Below are 14,298 nucleotides of genomic sequence, written 5' to 3'. Positions count from 1 at the left end.
GAGCATGCGCACCGAGCTTGACCGCCGAATGGACGAAGGGCTGGCCGGGCTGACGGGGGAAGGCGCGCCGCTGGCGCTTGGCTCGATCGCGCTGAACGGAGTCGATTTGCCGTTGATCGCGACCGTCCCGCCCGCGCTGCCGCACTATTTCGCGCATTATGCCGCCGAGCATAAGGACAAGGTCTTCCTCGTCGCCGGCGAGGAACGGCTGACCTTCGCCGAAGTCTATGCCGAGGCGGAGAAGGTCGCGCGGACCCTGGTCGGCGAGGGGCTGCAGGCGGGCGAGCGGGTCGGGATCGCGATGCGCAACTCACCGTCCTGGATCACGCTCTATATGGGCATCACCATGGCGGGCGGGGTCGCGACCCTGCTCAACGGCTGGTGGCAATCGGCCGAGCTGGCCGAGGCGATCGCCGATGTCGATTGCACCCTGGTGTTCGCCGATCCGCCGCGCGCGAAACGGCTCGCGGCGATCGAGGGGCCGGCCGTGCCGGTGGTCGAGATCGACGACTCGCTGCCGCTGGCCAGGGCGATGCACGTGATCACGCATAGCTGGCCCAGGGTCCCGCTGCCCGCGCTCACCGGGGACGACAATGCGACGATCCTGTTCACCTCGGGGTCGACCGGCCAGTCCAAGGGCGCGCTCAGCGATCACCGCGCGGTGCTGCAGGCGGTGTTCAACTATCTCGCCCAGGCGCTGGTGATGCTCGGCATCGCGACCCAGGACGGCAATCCGCCGGAGGGCCAGCCCGCCACCCTGCTCAACGTGCCACTGTTCCATGTGACCGCGGAAGTGCCGGTGTTCCTCCAGAGCTTCGCCATGGGCCGCAAGCTGGTGCTGATGCCGAAATGGGATGCCGAGGAAGCGATGCGGCTGATCGAGAAGGAAGCGATCACCTATTTCGTCGGCGTGCCGCTGATGAGCTTCGAGATCCTCACCCATCCCAACCGGCCGAACTACAACCTCTCCACCGTCACCGATTTCGCCGCGGGCGGCGCGCCGCGCCCGGTCGAGCATGTCAGGCGGATCAAGGAGGAGATGGGCGGCGGCGCGCCGTTGCTCGGTTACGGTCTGACCGAAACCAACGGCATCGGCTGCGGCAACTGGCGCGACAATTATCTCGCCAAGCCCAATTCGACCGGCCGCGCCTCGGCGCCTCTGGTCGATCTTGCCATCCTCGACGCGATGGGCCGGCCCGTCGCGCCGGGCGCGCGAGGCGAAGTCGCGATCCGCTCGGTCGCCAACTTCAAGGAATATTGGAACCGGCCCGAGGCGACCGCGGCCGCCTTCACCGCCGACCGCTATTTCCTCAGCGGCGACATCGGCTATCTCGACGAGGACGGCTATCTCTTCATCGTCGACCGCAAGAAGGACATCATCATCCGCGGCGGCGAGAACATCTCCTGCCAGGAAGTCGAAGCCGCGATCTACGAACATCCCGCCGTGGCCGAGGCAGCGGTGTTCGGCCTGCCCGACGAACGGTTCGGTGAAGTGCCGGGTGCGGTGGTGAAGTATCGCGACGGCGAGGACCTGACCCCCGAACAGCTCTGCGCCTATCTCTACGCGCATATCGCGGCGTTCAAGGTGCCGCAGCGCATCTGGACCTCGGCGGAACCGCTGCCCCGGCTGGGGACCGAGAAGATCGACAAGGTCGGCCTGCGCGCGAAATATCAGGCCATCGCGGCGGCTGAGGCTGGCTGATCCCGAGTCCGCGTCAATCCGGCTTGAATCGTCACCCCGGACTTGTTCCGGGGTCCACCGCGCCGCTTACCAACAGGTTTCGGCTCTTGTGGGCCGGTGGATGCCGGAACAAGTCCGGCATGACGGACTTGAAAGCCCCTGCCCTTTCCCCGCCCCCTTCGCCACGATAGAGCAGCATGATGGCGGTCCCTGACGCACTCCCGAACCTCGACCGGCGTAAGCTGCTGATCGGCGGTGGCGTCGGGCTGGGCCTGTTCGTCGCCTGGGGCGTCTGGCCGCGCAACTATGCGCCCAACCTCACCGCCGCGAAGGGCGAGACGATCTTCGGTGCCTGGCTGAAGATCGGCACCGACGGGCATGTCACCGTGGCGGTGCCGCAGGCCGAGCATGGCCAGGGCGTCTATACCACCCTGCCGCAGATCCTGGCCGACGAGCTTGGCGCGGACTGGCGCACCGTCGCGGTGCAGCCGGCGCCGCTCAACCCGCTCTACGCCAACCCGATGGCGGCCGACGTGCTGTTCGAGGGCGTGTTCGACACGCTGCCGGCACCGCTCCGCTCGGGCCATGCGTCGCGTACCGCACTGGTGCTGACCGGCGGGTCGACCTCGGTGCGCGCGTTCGAGGGCGATCTGCGCAATGCGGGCGCGGCGGCGCGGGTATTGCTGTGCAAGGCTGCGGCGAAGCGCTGGAAGGTCGATTGGCAGGCCTGCGGCACGGCGGGCGGTTTCGTCATCCACGGCACCGACCGGCTGCGCTTCGGCGAACTCGCGGCCGCCGCTGTCGGCGGATCGCTGCCCAACCCGCTGCCGCTGCGCAGCGGCGACACCAACCGCCTGCTCGGCCAGTCGCTGCCCCGGCTCGACGTGCCGTCCAAGGTCGACGGCTCGGCCAATTTCGCCGGCGATGTCCGCCTGCCCGATATGGTCTTCGCCGCGATCCGCCAGGGGCCGGTGGGCGACTCGAAGCTGATCAGCGTCGATCGCGCCGCCGCCGACCGGATCCGCGGCGTGCTGTCGGTCGCGACCAACGACAAATGGGTTGCGGCGATCGGCAGCAACTGGTGGGCGGCGAACCAGGCGCTCGCGGCGATGCGCCCGCGCTTCGAGACGCGGGGCGCGATCATCAGTTCGAGCGGTATCGAGGACGCGCTGACCGCGGCGCTCGACGGGCCCGGCGAGCGCATGGCGGCGGAGGGCGACCTCTCCGCCGCGTTCAAGGGCGCCCGGCTGGTCACCGCCGAATATCGCGCCGGCCTCGCGGTCCATGCCGCGGTCGAGACGATGACCGCCACCGCGCATTATGCCGATGGCCGGCTCCAGCTCTGGCTGCCGACCCAGGCGCCGGGGCTCGCCCGGGCCGCGGCGGCGGGGGTGCTCGGCCTCTCGGAGGACAATGTCGTGGTCCATCCGATGCTGATCGGTGGGTCGTTCGGCGCCAATCTCGAACATCTTGCCGCCGAGCAGGCGGCAATCCTTGCCGAGAAGCTCAAGCGCCCGGTCCAGCTCGTCTGGTCGCGCAGCGAGGACATGATGCACGACCGCTACCGCCCGCCGGCCGCCGCGCGCATGTCGGCGCGGCTCGGGCCCAACGGGCAGATCCTCGGCTGGCTCGCCAAGATCGCCGCCCCGACCACCGGGCGAGAGCTTGCCGGGCGGCTGATGGGGGCCGACAAGGCAGCGCAGGCAGCGCTCGCGCTGCCGGGGGTGGGGGACGGCTATGCGGTGGCGGGGGCCAAGCCCTTCTACCGCATCCCCTCTTACGCCATCGATCACCATCCGGCCGAGATCGGCGTGCCGACCGGCCATTGGCGCTCCGGCGCGCACAGCTACACCAGCTTCTTCACCGAATGTTTCCTCGACGAGCTGGCGCATGTCGCCGGGACCGAGCCCCTGTCGTTCCGCATCGGCATGCTCGGTGGCGATGCGCGGCTGGCGCGTTGCCTGTCGACCGCCGCGTCGCTCGGCGGCTGGGAGGGCGGCATCCAGGGCAGCGGTCAGGGCATCGCCTGTCACAGCTTTCGCGGCAGCCATATCGCGGTGCTGGCCGAGGCGCATATCGACGAAGGCCAGCGGGCGGTGGTCGACCGGATCGTCGCGGCGGTCGATTGCGGGCGCCAGGTCAATCCCGATGTGGTCCGCCAGCAGATCGAGGGTGGGCTGATCTTCGGCATGGGGGCGGCTTTGGGCGGCGCGACGACCTTTACCGAGAATGTCGCCGATGCGCGCACCTTCGGCGATATCGGCCTGCCGCGCCTGGCCGATACGCCCGATATCACGATCGAGATGATCCGCAGCGAGGCCGATCCCGGCGGCGTCGGCGAGCTGGGCGTACCGCCGATCGCCCCCGCCATCGCCAATGCGCTTCAGGCCTCCACGGGTTTCCGCATGCGCACCCTTCCGCTGACCCCCGGCGAGGCATGATCCTCCCGGCGGGCCATCCGGCCATCCCTTCGCCCAAAGTGGGAGTGCTGCTGATCAATCTCGGCACGCCCGATGCGCCCGATGCCGGGTCGGTGAAGCGCTATCTGGCCGAATTTCTGTCCGACCGCCGCGTGGTCGAGATACCACCGATCCTGTGGCAACCGATATTGCGCGGTATCATCTTGAAGACGCGTCCAAAAAAGTCGGCGCATGCCTATGGCCTGGTGTGGCGCGAGGACGGATCGCCGCTTGCCGCGATCACCCGGGCTCAGGCGACGGCGCTTCAGGGCGCGTTCGGACCCGACGTGATGGTCGATTGGGCGATGCGCTACGGCAACCCGGCGATCGGCGCCAGGCTGGCGGCGATGAAACAGGCGGGGTGCGAGCGAATCCTGCTCGCACCGCTCTATCCGCAATATTGCGCAGCGACGACCGCGACGGCGAACGACAAGGCGTTCGAGGCGCTGGCCGGCATGCGCTGGCAGCCGGCAGTACGCACCTTGCCATCCTATCATGACGAGCCGATGTATATCGCCGCCTTGAAGGCCTCGGTGGAGGCGTCGCTCGCCACGCTCGACTTCGAGCCCCAGGCGATCGTCGCCAGCTTCCACGGCATGCCGCAGCGGACGCTCGAGCTGGGCGATCCCTATCATTGCCATTGCCGGAAGACGGCGCGGCTGCTCGGCGAAGCGTTGGGGCGGGAGCTGATCGTCGCCTTCCAGTCGCGCTTCGGGCGGGCGAAATGGCTCGAACCCGCCACCGACAGGACGCTCGAAGGGCTGCCGGGCAAGGGCGTGACGAAGGTCGCGATCGTCTCGCCCGGCTTCTCCGCCGACTGCCTGGAGACGCTGGAGGAGTTGAACATCCGGGGGCGGGAGAGCTTCCTCGCGGCGGGTGGGACGGATTTCGCCTATCTGCCCTGTCTCAACGACAGTCCGACGGGCATGGAAATGTTGCGCACATTGCTGCAACGAGAGCTTGAAGGCTGGAACCGGCCCGCCTAGCCTGATCCCCGGGCAATGATTCCAGGAGAGAGATATGGCACGCGTCGCGATCGTCACCGGCGGCACCCGCGGAATCGGCGAGGCGATCAGCCTCGCGCTCAAGGACATGGGGATGACCGTCGCGGCCAATTATGCCGGCAATGACGAGCGCGCCCGCGAGTTCACCGATCGCACCGGCATCGCCGCGTATAAATGGGACGTGGGCGACTACGACGCCTGCCAGGCCGGCTGCGGGACGGTCGCCGAGGAACTCGGCCCGGTCGATGTGGTGGTCAACAATGCTGGCATCACCCGCGACGGCACGATCCTGAAGATGACCTACCAGATGTGGAAGGAGGTCATGGACACCAATCTCGGCGGTTGCTTCAACATGGCCAAGGCCGTGTTCCCCGGCATGCGCGAGCGGAAATGGGGGCGGATCGTCAATATCGGGTCGATCAACGGCCAGGCCGGCCAGTACGGCCAGGTCAATTATGCCGCCGCGAAATCGGGCATCCACGGCTTCACCAAGGCGCTGGCGCAGGAAGGCGCGCGGGCCGGAGTGACGGTCAACGCGATCGCGCCAGGCTATATCGATACCGACATGGTCGCGGCGGTGCCGGCCGACGTGCTGGAGAAGATCGTGGCGAAGATCCCGGTCGGGCGGCTCGGCCAGGCGCATGAGATTGCGCGCGGCGTTGCGTTCCTGTGCTCGGAAGAGGGCGGGTTCGTGACCGGGTCGACTTTGTCGATCAATGGCGGGCAGCATATGTACTGACGGTTGCAGGCGGCACTGCGTGCCGCCGGTGCGCATAGCGCAGCAACCGGCACGGCCGGCGGGTGGGCTTGCCCAACCCGACCGACGACGGCTTTGCCGCCGGCGCGCCGATTGGGTGACTTGGAAGGACTCCACAAAGGTTGAGGGCCGGCACCTCGCGGCACCGGCCCTCGCCCTCGTTACACCACGCGAGGGTTTTCATTAGCGGCGGCAGTAGCGCGGATCGTCCGAGCGATCGATCGCGCGGCCGGCCAGCGCGCCGGCACCGGCGCCGAGCACCGTGCCCAGCAGGCGGTCGCCACGGCCCGCAACGGTGTTGCCCAGCAGGCCGCCGGCGATCGCGCCGACCACCGTGCCGGTGTCGTTGTTGCAACGCGCACGGTAGCTGCGGTTATAGCCGCGATAGTTCCGGCGGCTGTCATAGCCGCGATCGTCGCGATAGCCGCGGTCATAGTCGCGATAGCCCCCGTCGTAACGGCTGTCGTAACGGTCGCCGCGATAATGGCGGTCGTAATTCTGCGCGGCGGCGGGCGTCGCGGGGATCAGGGCGGTGGCACTCATCGCGAGGGCCGCACCGGCCAGGGACAGTTTCTTGAACATGGCGAGTCTCCTCTGAATGCCGTGTCGTTGGAGCCCTTATGGGTGAGTCGGTTTGAGCCCGTCCTGAATGGAGTCGTTAGGCGGCGTTCATGATGCGGAAGGCGGTTGCGCCCGCGCCGCAGGTCGATCAGGGCGATGGCAATGCGCATCCTCGCCTCAGTCCTGCTGCTCCTTTTCCTGACGCCGCCATGGATGGGGGAGAAGAGGCTGGCGCTGCTTGGGCCGGATCCTGTGTTCGACGCGAAGCGGATCCCGCTCGACGAAGCGGACCCGGCGCTGAAGCGTGTGGGGCAACTGACCTGGCTCGGCGGGGTGGAGTTGACGAGCCGGGACTCCGCCTTTGGCGGTTTCTCGGCGCTTGCCGTTTCGGGCGACCGCTTCACCCTGCTCAGCGACGGCGGCAATATCGTGCGCTTCCGGATGGATTCGCACGGGCGCCTGAGCGAGCGAGGTTTTGCCGAACTGCCCGCCGGGCCCGGCACGGGCTGGCTCAAGCAGGACCGCGACAGCGAATCGCTGGCCATCGACCCGAAGACCGGCCGGCTCTGGGTCGGATTCGAGCGGGCGAATGCGATCTGGCGCTTCTCGCCCGGTTTCGCGCGCGGCGCGGCACATGCAGCGCCGCCCGCCATGGCGGATTGGCCGACCAATACCGGGGCGGAGGCGATGGCGCGCCTGCCCGACGGCGGATTCATCGTGATCGGGGAACGGGAGCCCTGGCCGGGCCGCAAGGGCAGGGCAGCGATTCGTTTTGCGGGCGATCCGGCGGAGCGGCCGAACAAGGGCTTCCGCTTCAGCTATGTGCCGCCGGCGCATTATGATCCGAGCGACATGGCGGTGCTGCCCGATGGCAGGCTGCTGGTGCTCAACCGGCGATTCGCCCTGCCGTTCAATTTCTCGGCGAAGCTGACGGTGATCGATCCGCGCGCGATTCGCCCGGGCGCGGTGGTGCGCGGGCGCGAGATCGCGACCCTGGCCAAGCCGCTGCTCCATGACAATTTCGAAGGTGTGGCGGTGACGCGGGAGGGCAAGGCGACCATCGTCTGGATCGTGTCCGACGACAATCAGCTGTTCCTGCAGCGCAGCCTGTTACTGAAATTCAGGCTTGAGCCCGATCCGCCGGCCCCAATTCGCCAGCAGGGGCGGCGCTGACACGCAAAATGGCCCGCTTCCCACGGGAAGCAGGCCATTTGTTTTTTCGAACCGAATCGAAAAGGTTAGGCGGCCACCGCGACGGTGCCGAGCTTCTTGCGGACGTCGCGCTTCAGGCGGCGTGCACGAAGCGACAGCTTGTCGTCCGAGGTCTTGACCAGCCAGTTGTCGAGGCCGCCGACATGCTCGACCGAACGCAGGCCGTGCGTCGAGACGCGCAGCTTGACGCTGGTACCCAGCGCTTCGGACATCAGCGTGACGTTCTGCAGATTCGGCAGAAAGGTACGCTTGGTCTTGTTGTTGGCGTGGGAGACGTTGTTTCCCACCAGCCGGCCCTTGCCGGTCAGCTCGCAAATGCGCGACATGAGTCGTATTCCTGAGTTTCGGCCAGACCGAGCTGGCTGGTCCCGTAAAGGCGGCGCGGATAGCCGTAACGGGACAGTGCGTCAACCGATTCAGGCTTTACCCATGCAACCTAGTGCGGCGATGTAGGTTAATTACGGTAACGATTCGATTACCTCGATTTGGAGAATGCCCATGCGCGCCCTGCTAGCCCTGGTTGGAATCGCCGCCGTCGTCGTCGCCGTGATGCTGTCGCTCGGCCTGTTGACCCTCAAGACCACGCCTGGCTCGCTGCCCAGCATCAGCGTCAATGGCGGCGCCGCGCCGTCGGTCGATGCCAATATCGCCACGGTGAGCGTCGGCACGACGAACAAGACGATCGAGGTCCCGACCGTCACCACCACCGAGAAGACGATCACCGTGCCGACGGTGACGATGAACAAGCCCGCCGACGCGGCGAGCAACACCGCCCAATAAGGTCCTGCGCGCCGCCCGGACTGGTCCGGGCGGCGCTGCTGGGGCAAGAGGCGGCGTGTTCCCGATTCCCGCCCCGATGCGCGCTGCGCTCGACGCAGCCGCCCAGGCCGCTGCCGCGGGGGAAGTGCCTGTCGGCGCGGCTGTCGTCCTCGACGGCAGGATTCTGGCGGTCGCCGCCAATGCGCCGCGCGCGCTGCACGATCCGACCGCCCATGCCGAGATGCTGGCGATTCGCGCCGCGGCCGAGGCGATCGGCGGCGACCGGCTGTCCGATTGCGACCTGTGGGTGACCTTGGAGCCGTGCGCGATGTGCGCGGGGGCGATCGCCCATGCCCGGATCGCACGGCTCTATTACGGCGCCAGCGACCCCAAGGGCGGCGCGGTCGAGCATGGCCCGCGGCTGTTCGCCCAGCCGACGGTGCATCACCGGCCCGAGGTCTATCCGGGGATCGGCGAGGCTGAGGCGGGCGCGCTGTTGAGAGATTTCTTCGCGGCGCGGCGCTAAACGCCCTCTCCCGTCGGGGAGAGGGCCGAGCTGCGCAGCAGCGAGGGGGAGAAGGCTCGGTCGGAACGGTTCGCATGAGTCCCACCGCCCGTTCCGACCGAGCCCTCTCCTTCCCGAACCTTCGGTTCTCTGCCTCTCCCCGACGGGAGAGGCACTTTGTCACCGCACGTCACTCTCCGGGATCGGCACGATCTTGATCTCGACCCGGCGATTCGCCGCGCGGCCCGGTTCGGTGTCGTTCGCCGCGATCGGCTGCAGCTCGCCAAAGCCGCGGATGCCGATTCGCGCCGGCTGCACGCCGCGCGTCTCGAGATAGTCGGCGACCGAACCCGCGCGTCGTTCCGACAGGTCCTGGTTGTACGCCTCGCTGCCGGTCGAATCGGTATGGCCGTAGATGTCGATATAGGTGCGGTCATATTGGCCGAGCACCTGCCCGACCTGATCGAGCGTTCGCCGGAACTGCGGCTCGACCGCCGCGCTGTTATAGGCGAAGTTGATGCCCGATGGGATGTTGAGGATCAGGTCGTCGCCCTGGCGGATCACCTGCACGTCGGTGCCCGCGGTGCGTGCGCGCAGCTCGCGTTCCTGCTTGTCCATATAGGCGCCGATCCCGGCACCGGCGATGCCGCCGATGCCCGCGCCGACGATCTTCGCGGTGCGGTCATTCCGGCCGCCGACGATGTCGCCGAGCAGATAGCCGCCCAGCGCGCCGCCGATCCCGCCGATCGCCGTCTTGGAGATGCGCCGTTCGCCCGTGACGGGATCGGTGGTGCAGGCGCTCGTCATGATCAGCGCGGCAAGGGCCGCGGCGGCGAGCAGGTGGTTCGACGGCTTCATCTTTCTCTCCCCTTTTACGGCGCGTGTAAGCGCCGCCCAATCCCGGTTCAACACGCCTTGCCGCCCGCTTGTTCCGCATCCGATTCGATCTTCGGCGGCACGGGCGGTTGTGCAGGCGCGAGAAACCCGCCAAAGACTTGCCGAGCGCCATGGCACCGCTTCCCCCCTTCCCCTGGATCGACGTCGCGATCATCCTTGCGCTGATCGTGCTGAACGGCGTTTTCGCGATGTCGGAGCTGGCGATCGTCTCGTCGCGCAAGGCCCGGCTCGAGGCGATGGCGCGCGCGAAGAAGCGCGGCGCGCGCACCGCGCTGGCGCTCGCGGCCGACCCCGGCAAGATCCTGTCGACCACCCAGATCGGCATCACGCTGATCGGCATCATGGCGGGCGCCTATTCGGGCGCGAGCCTGGGCGGGCCGGTCGCGGCCCGGCTGATGTTCCTCGGCCTGTCGCCCGAGGCGACCCAGACGATCGGCTTCGGCATCGTCATCGCCCTCACCACCTATGCCTCGCTCGTCGTCGGCGAGCTGGTGCCCAAGCAGATCGCACTGCGGGCGCCCGAGCCGATCGCCGCGATGATGGCGGGCCCGGTCAGCATCCTCGCCTGGTGCACCGCCCCGGTGGTCTGGCTGCTCGATTCGTCGAGCGGCGCGCTGTTCCGCCTGATGGGCCTGAAGCGCGAGACCGAGGATCATGTGACGGCGGAGGAGCTCCACCTGATCGTCGCCGAGGCAAGCAAATCCGGCGTGATCGAGGAGCATGAACGCTCGATCATTTCCGGCGTGGTCCGCCTGGCCGACCGGCCGGTGCGCGAAGTGATGACGCCGCGCACCGATGTCGAATGGATCGACGTGACGCTCGACGATGCCGGCATCCGCGCCGCGCTGATGGCGGCATCGCACAGCCGCATGCCGGTCGCCGACGGCTCGGTCGATTCGGTGATCGGCGTGGTCCAGGCGCGTGACATTGCGGTGGCTTTGTTCAAGGGCGAGCCGCTCGACCTGCGCGTGCTGATGCGCCAGGCACCGGTGGTGATCGACCAGATCGACGCGATGGACGCGCTCGATGCGCTGCGCCAGGCCGAGGTGCCGATGGCGCTGATCCATGACGAGTACGGCCATTTCGAAGGCATCGTGACGCCGGCCGATCTGCTCGCGGCGATCGCGGGCGAATTCGCATCGGATACCGATCCGGACGATGCGCCTTCGGTGGTCGAGCGCGACGACGGGTCGCTGCTCGTCGCGGGGCAGATGGCGGTCGACGCGCTGGCCGAACGGCTCGGCATCGATCTGCCCGAGGACCGCGACTATGCGACGGTCGCGGGCCTTGCGCTCGCGGTATTCCGCCATTTGCCGGGCGAGGGCGAAAGCTTCATCGAGCAGGGCTGGAAGTTCGAGGTGGTCGATCTCGACGGACGGCGGATCGACAAGCTGCTGGTGAGCGAGGCGAAGAGGAAGCGCTAGGATGGAGCCCGCCTTCGCCGCTTATGTCTCCCGTTGGCGGATCGGCCTGCTGGTGATCGGTGCCCTGGGGTTCGTGGCAGGCGGGATGTTCATGCTTCGCGCGAATGACCTGTTTACCGTGGCGATCGGCTGGGCGGGGATCCTGTTCTTCGGCCTGTGCGCGATCGTCGGTACGCGCCAGCTCTTCCGCTTCGGGCCGGTCATGGAGGTAGACGCGCGCGGAGTCCTCTGGCGACGCTGGTCGAATGAACCGATCCCGTGGAGCGCGATTTCGTGGATCGAGGTCCAGGGGGCGGGGCTGGGCAGTTTCGTGTGCCTGTGGCTGCACGAACCCGAGCTTTATCGTTCCCGCCATCTGACGGGCTGGCTGGCCGGCGCCAACAAGGCGATGGGGTTCGGCGACATCCCGCTCAACATGATGGGCACCGATCGCCGCTTCGACGACCTGGTCGAGGCGTTCGACCGCTTCGCGCCCAGGCGACGGGGGCGTGGCAGAGGCCGCCCGACGCGACCGGCCTGAGGCTTCCCGGTTTAGCCCAGCTTCCCGAATTCCGCCTCATAGGCGACACGGTCGCCCGCGGCGAGCAGGCGGGCCTGCTCGATCCAGCGGTCGCGCGCCAGCCGGCCGCGGAAACTGCCGAGGCGGGCGTCGAGATCCTGCGCCTGGTCAGGTGTCAGCGCGGCGATCTGGTCGATCCGCGTGATGCCGAGTTCTGCCAGGGTGGCGACCAGCTTGGGGCCGAGGCCCTTTAGCTGAGTCAGGTCCGCGGCGGCAGGCGCGGGCGTGGGAACCGGCGCTGGAGCCGGGGCAGGCTCGGCTATGGGCTCGGGTTCCGGCTCGGCCATCTCGACGGCGATCGAGGCGGGCGTCGCGTCGAACGCGGCGGCAGCGACGATCGGCTCGTCGGCGAGCGGGGGCGGGCTGGGCGCGACCGGAGGAGCCACGGTCGATCCGGGCGCGCCCTGTTCGGCTGCGGTGCGGTTCGCGGTGACGATATGGTCGGCGGCGCTGCGGTCTCGCCTGAGCTTGATGCCCCAGAGGATGCCGGCGATCACGACGATCGCGAGCAGTGCGATCAGGATCAGGGGGGCGGTCGTTTCCATGTTCTGGCTCCGTGGGTTGCCGGCCATCCCTATCGCAGGACGGGCCGGCAGCGCCACCGGCTCGTCAGTCGCCCGCGCGCCTTTTGTCGGCGAGGCGGGTCAGCCTGACGAATTCCTGTCGCCAGATGCCCTGCTGGTTGCCCGCCAGCGCGCGGGCATCGGCAAGGCTGAAGCTGCCGAGAAATGTGTCGCCGCGCAGTCTCTGGCCGAACGCGGCGACCGCCGCGACAAAGGCCATGTCGCCGCTCGGTGCCGTTGCGCTCGTCATGAGGCTGGCGGGCACCGGCCGCGTGATCAGCCGAGATTGCTGCCCGTCCGGCAGCTTGTAGCGAAGCTTGACGAAGCCAAGCTCGGTGCCGCCTCCACGGGGTGAGGTCGGCCTGGCGGCATAGCGCCGCTCCTCGGCCCAGCCCTTCGCATAGGCCGGCATCACCTCATAGAGCGCGGTGACCTGATGCCCGGCGCCGATATCGCCGGCGTCGACCGAATCATTGTTGAAATCCTCCTCGGCCAAAGCGCGGTTCTCATAGCCGATCAGGCGATATTGCTTCACCTCGGCGGGGTTGAACTCGACCTGGACCTTCACGTCCTTCGCGACCGTGACCAGGGTCGCCGACAATTGCTCGTCGAGCACTTTCCCCGCCTCCATCGCGCTGTCGATATAGGCGTAGTTGCCGTTCCCCAGGTCGGCGATGTGCTCCATCATCGCCTCATTGTAATTGCCCTCGCCGAAGCCGAGCGTGGTCAGGGTGATGCCGTCGTCGCGGTTCGACGTGACGAGCGCTTCGAGCGCCTTGGTGTCGCTGATCCCGACGTTGAAATCGCCGTCGGTCGCCAGGAAGATGCGGTTGACGCCGCCCTTCATGAAGACCGACCGGGCAGTATCATAAGCGAGCTGGATGCCCTCGCCCCCGGCGGTCGATCCGCCCGCCTTTAGGCGGGCGAGCGCTGCCTTCACCGCCTCCTTGTCCGCGGTCGGCTTCAGCACCATACCCGCATTGTCGGCATAGACGACGATCGACACGCGGTCGTCGGGGCGGAGCTGGTCGGCCAGGCGCGTCAGCGCTGCCTTGACCAAAGGCAGCTTGTCGGGATCGTCCATCGACCCCGAGACATCGACCAGGAAGACGAGGTTGGCGCGGGGTCGCGCGGCGGTCGTCACGTCATAGGCGCGCAGGCCGATGCGGAGCAGGCGCGATTCCGGATTCCACGGTGTCGTCGAAACACTGGTCGTCACGCTGAACGGCTGGGAGCGATCGGTCGGGCGCGGATAATCGTAACGGAAATAATTGATCATTTCCTCGGTGCGCACGGCCTCGGACGGCGGCGTCTCGCCATGGTTCAGCAAGCGCCGGACATTGGCATAGGAACCGGTGTCGACATCGACCGAGAAGGTGGAGACGGGATTGGTCGCGACCCACTGGATCGGGGCGACCGGTCGGCCGTCATAACGTTCGGTGTTTTCGGGCGCGCCATAGGGCGCGCTCGAGTATTCCGCGAGGGCGGGCGATGACGGCGCCATGGCAGGCGACGGGGGCTCCATCACATCCATCAGACGCAGAGACTCGGATACTGGCGCATATGGCGGTCGCGGCGCCGAGCTGACCAGCAAGGCGATCAGCCCCGACGTGAGCAACAGGCTGATCGATCCGGAAGCGACTGCAGGACGGAACCTCATCGACTCTCTCCCTATATTCTCTCCATTGATGTAATGGTATAACATAATATCAACATTGCCAAGTCAGACGAGAGGGCCAAGTCAGACGAGAGGATTGTGCGGCGCGTCGATTCAACGTCGCTGCGGATCATGGCAGGGTGGAATCGGACGACGCCTTTGTCAGGCACGCCCCGCTCTTTCTCAGCTTGAAGATTACAGGAGAGTCGCTCGCACCAATTGCCGGCCACGGCACCTGTTATCGACCTGTTATCGACCTG

The 14,298-nt window shown here is 67.6% G+C and carries 14 protein-coding genes; 9 read left to right on the top strand and 5 right to left on the bottom strand.

Features of this window, described 5'->3' with window-relative positions:
* Positions 1-4 precede the first annotated feature (4 nt).
* The 4 genes from AC1RT8_RS13930 (at position 5) to phbB (ending at position 5,883) form a co-directional block, all read left to right on the top strand.
* Entirely contained in the window at positions 5-1,702 is a 1,698-nt protein-coding gene (locus AC1RT8_RS13930; protein WP_493076261.1) for a class I adenylate-forming enzyme family protein, read from the top strand.
* Positions 1,703-1,881: 179 nt separating this feature from the next.
* On the top strand, positions 1,882-4,122 hold the full coding sequence (locus tag AC1RT8_RS13925; RefSeq protein WP_493076260.1) for a xanthine dehydrogenase family protein molybdopterin-binding subunit: 2,241 nt from the start codon (positions 1,882-1,884) through the stop codon (positions 4,120-4,122).
* On the top strand, positions 4,119-5,126 hold the full coding sequence (hemH, locus tag AC1RT8_RS13920; RefSeq protein ID WP_493076259.1) for a ferrochelatase: 1,008 nt from the start codon (positions 4,119-4,121) through the stop codon (positions 5,124-5,126). Before AC1RT8_RS13925 ends, hemH begins: the two co-directional genes overlap by 4 nt.
* Before the next feature lie 34 nt (positions 5,127-5,160).
* Positions 5,161-5,883 carry an acetoacetyl-CoA reductase gene (gene phbB / locus AC1RT8_RS13915; protein WP_493076258.1) on the top strand — a complete coding sequence of 241 codons (723 nt, stop codon included), beginning with the start codon at positions 5,161-5,163 and terminating at the stop codon, positions 5,881-5,883.
* Positions 5,884-6,084: 201 nt separating this feature from the next.
* Here phbB and AC1RT8_RS13910 read toward each other — a convergent pair whose 3' ends face one another.
* The gene (locus tag AC1RT8_RS13910; protein ID WP_493076257.1) at positions 6,085-6,483 is read right to left on the bottom strand and encodes a glycine zipper 2TM domain-containing protein; all 399 of its coding nucleotides are present in this window, start codon (positions 6,481-6,483) and stop codon (positions 6,085-6,087) included.
* A 141-nt stretch (positions 6,484-6,624) separates the two neighbouring features.
* On the opposite strand from AC1RT8_RS13910, the gene AC1RT8_RS13905 reads away from it, so the two are divergent.
* Positions 6,625-7,635, top strand: coding sequence for an esterase-like activity of phytase family protein (locus tag AC1RT8_RS13905; protein WP_493076256.1), 1,011 nt, complete (start codon positions 6,625-6,627; stop codon positions 7,633-7,635).
* Between the two features lie 65 nt (positions 7,636-7,700).
* Here AC1RT8_RS13905 and rpmB read toward each other — a convergent pair whose 3' ends face one another.
* Positions 7,701-8,000, bottom strand: coding sequence for a 50S ribosomal protein L28 (gene rpmB, locus AC1RT8_RS13900; protein WP_272624386.1), 300 nt, complete (start codon positions 7,998-8,000; stop codon positions 7,701-7,703).
* 172 nt (positions 8,001-8,172) lie between these two features.
* Here rpmB and AC1RT8_RS13895 point away from each other — a divergent pair, with 172 nt between their 5' ends.
* Together AC1RT8_RS13895 and AC1RT8_RS13890 are read left to right on the top strand one after the other, a co-directional pair.
* Positions 8,173-8,454 carry a hypothetical protein gene (locus tag AC1RT8_RS13895; RefSeq protein WP_493076255.1) on the top strand — a complete coding sequence of 94 codons (282 nt, stop codon included), beginning with the start codon at positions 8,173-8,175 and terminating at the stop codon, positions 8,452-8,454.
* Positions 8,455-8,530: 76 nt separating this feature from the next.
* The gene (locus AC1RT8_RS13890; RefSeq protein ID WP_493076254.1) at positions 8,531-8,959 is read left to right on the top strand and encodes a nucleoside deaminase; all 429 of its coding nucleotides are present in this window, start codon (positions 8,531-8,533) and stop codon (positions 8,957-8,959) included.
* A 159-nt stretch (positions 8,960-9,118) separates the two neighbouring features.
* Here the strand turns inward: AC1RT8_RS13890 and AC1RT8_RS13885 are convergent, their stop codons facing one another.
* Complete coding sequence (locus tag AC1RT8_RS13885) at positions 9,119-9,796, bottom strand: YiaD family glycine zipper/OmpA-like lipoprotein (protein ID WP_493076253.1); 678 nt, start codon at positions 9,794-9,796, stop codon at positions 9,119-9,121.
* Between the two features lie 149 nt (positions 9,797-9,945).
* On the opposite strand from AC1RT8_RS13885, the gene AC1RT8_RS13880 reads away from it, so the two are divergent.
* Both AC1RT8_RS13880 and AC1RT8_RS13875 read left to right on the top strand, forming a co-directional pair.
* On the top strand, positions 9,946-11,259 hold the full coding sequence (locus AC1RT8_RS13880) for a hemolysin family protein (RefSeq protein WP_493076252.1): 1,314 nt from the start codon (positions 9,946-9,948) through the stop codon (positions 11,257-11,259).
* Position 11,260: 1 nt separating this feature from the next.
* Positions 11,261-11,779 (top strand): STM3941 family protein, encoded by a 519-nt coding sequence (locus tag AC1RT8_RS13875; protein WP_493076251.1) that lies wholly within the window; start codon positions 11,261-11,263, stop codon positions 11,777-11,779.
* An 11-nt stretch (positions 11,780-11,790) separates the two neighbouring features.
* Here AC1RT8_RS13875 and AC1RT8_RS13870 read toward each other — a convergent pair whose 3' ends face one another.
* Together AC1RT8_RS13870 and AC1RT8_RS13865 are read right to left on the bottom strand one after the other, a co-directional pair.
* Positions 11,791-12,363 (bottom strand): helix-hairpin-helix domain-containing protein, encoded by a 573-nt coding sequence (locus AC1RT8_RS13870; RefSeq protein WP_493076250.1) that lies wholly within the window; start codon positions 12,361-12,363, stop codon positions 11,791-11,793.
* A gap of 64 nt (positions 12,364-12,427) precedes the next feature.
* Positions 12,428-14,041 carry a vWA domain-containing protein gene (locus AC1RT8_RS13865; RefSeq protein WP_493076249.1) on the bottom strand — a complete coding sequence of 538 codons (1,614 nt, stop codon included), beginning with the start codon at positions 14,039-14,041 and terminating at the stop codon, positions 12,428-12,430.
* Positions 14,042-14,298: the final 257 nt, after the last annotated feature.

This window comes from Sphingomonas sp. GW821-FHT10F11, assembly GCF_058809095.1.
This window is presented reverse-complemented; position numbering and strand designations above follow the sequence as displayed.

Coding starts and splice junctions, on each gene's coding strand:
- AC1RT8_RS13895 (WP_493076255.1), top strand. CDS start 8,173: ATGCGCGCCCTGCTAGCCCTGGTTGGAATCGCCGCCGTCGTCGTCGCC.
- rpmB (WP_272624386.1), bottom strand. CDS start 8,000: ATGTCGCGCATTTGCGAGCTGACCGGCAAGGGCCGGCTGGTGGGAAAC.
- AC1RT8_RS13885 (WP_493076253.1), bottom strand. CDS start 9,796: ATGAAGCCGTCGAACCACCTGCTCGCCGCCGCGGCCCTTGCCGCGCTG.
- AC1RT8_RS13890 (WP_493076254.1), top strand. CDS start 8,531: ATGCGCGCTGCGCTCGACGCAGCCGCCCAGGCCGCTGCCGCGGGGGAA.
- AC1RT8_RS13910 (WP_493076257.1), bottom strand. CDS start 6,483: ATGTTCAAGAAACTGTCCCTGGCCGGTGCGGCCCTCGCGATGAGTGCC.
- AC1RT8_RS13870 (WP_493076250.1), bottom strand. CDS start 12,363: ATGGAAACGACCGCCCCCCTGATCCTGATCGCACTGCTCGCGATCGTC.
- phbB (WP_493076258.1), top strand. CDS start 5,161: ATGGCACGCGTCGCGATCGTCACCGGCGGCACCCGCGGAATCGGCGAG.
- AC1RT8_RS13930 (WP_493076261.1), top strand. CDS start 5: ATGCGCACCGAGCTTGACCGCCGAATGGACGAAGGGCTGGCCGGGCTG.
- AC1RT8_RS13880 (WP_493076252.1), top strand. CDS start 9,946: ATGGCACCGCTTCCCCCCTTCCCCTGGATCGACGTCGCGATCATCCTT.
- AC1RT8_RS13865 (WP_493076249.1), bottom strand. CDS start 14,041: ATGAGGTTCCGTCCTGCAGTCGCTTCCGGATCGATCAGCCTGTTGCTC.
- AC1RT8_RS13905 (WP_493076256.1), top strand. CDS start 6,625: ATGCGCATCCTCGCCTCAGTCCTGCTGCTCCTTTTCCTGACGCCGCCA.
- hemH (WP_493076259.1), top strand. CDS start 4,119: ATGATCCTCCCGGCGGGCCATCCGGCCATCCCTTCGCCCAAAGTGGGA.
- AC1RT8_RS13875 (WP_493076251.1), top strand. CDS start 11,261: ATGGAGCCCGCCTTCGCCGCTTATGTCTCCCGTTGGCGGATCGGCCTG.
- AC1RT8_RS13925 (WP_493076260.1), top strand. CDS start 1,882: ATGGCGGTCCCTGACGCACTCCCGAACCTCGACCGGCGTAAGCTGCTG.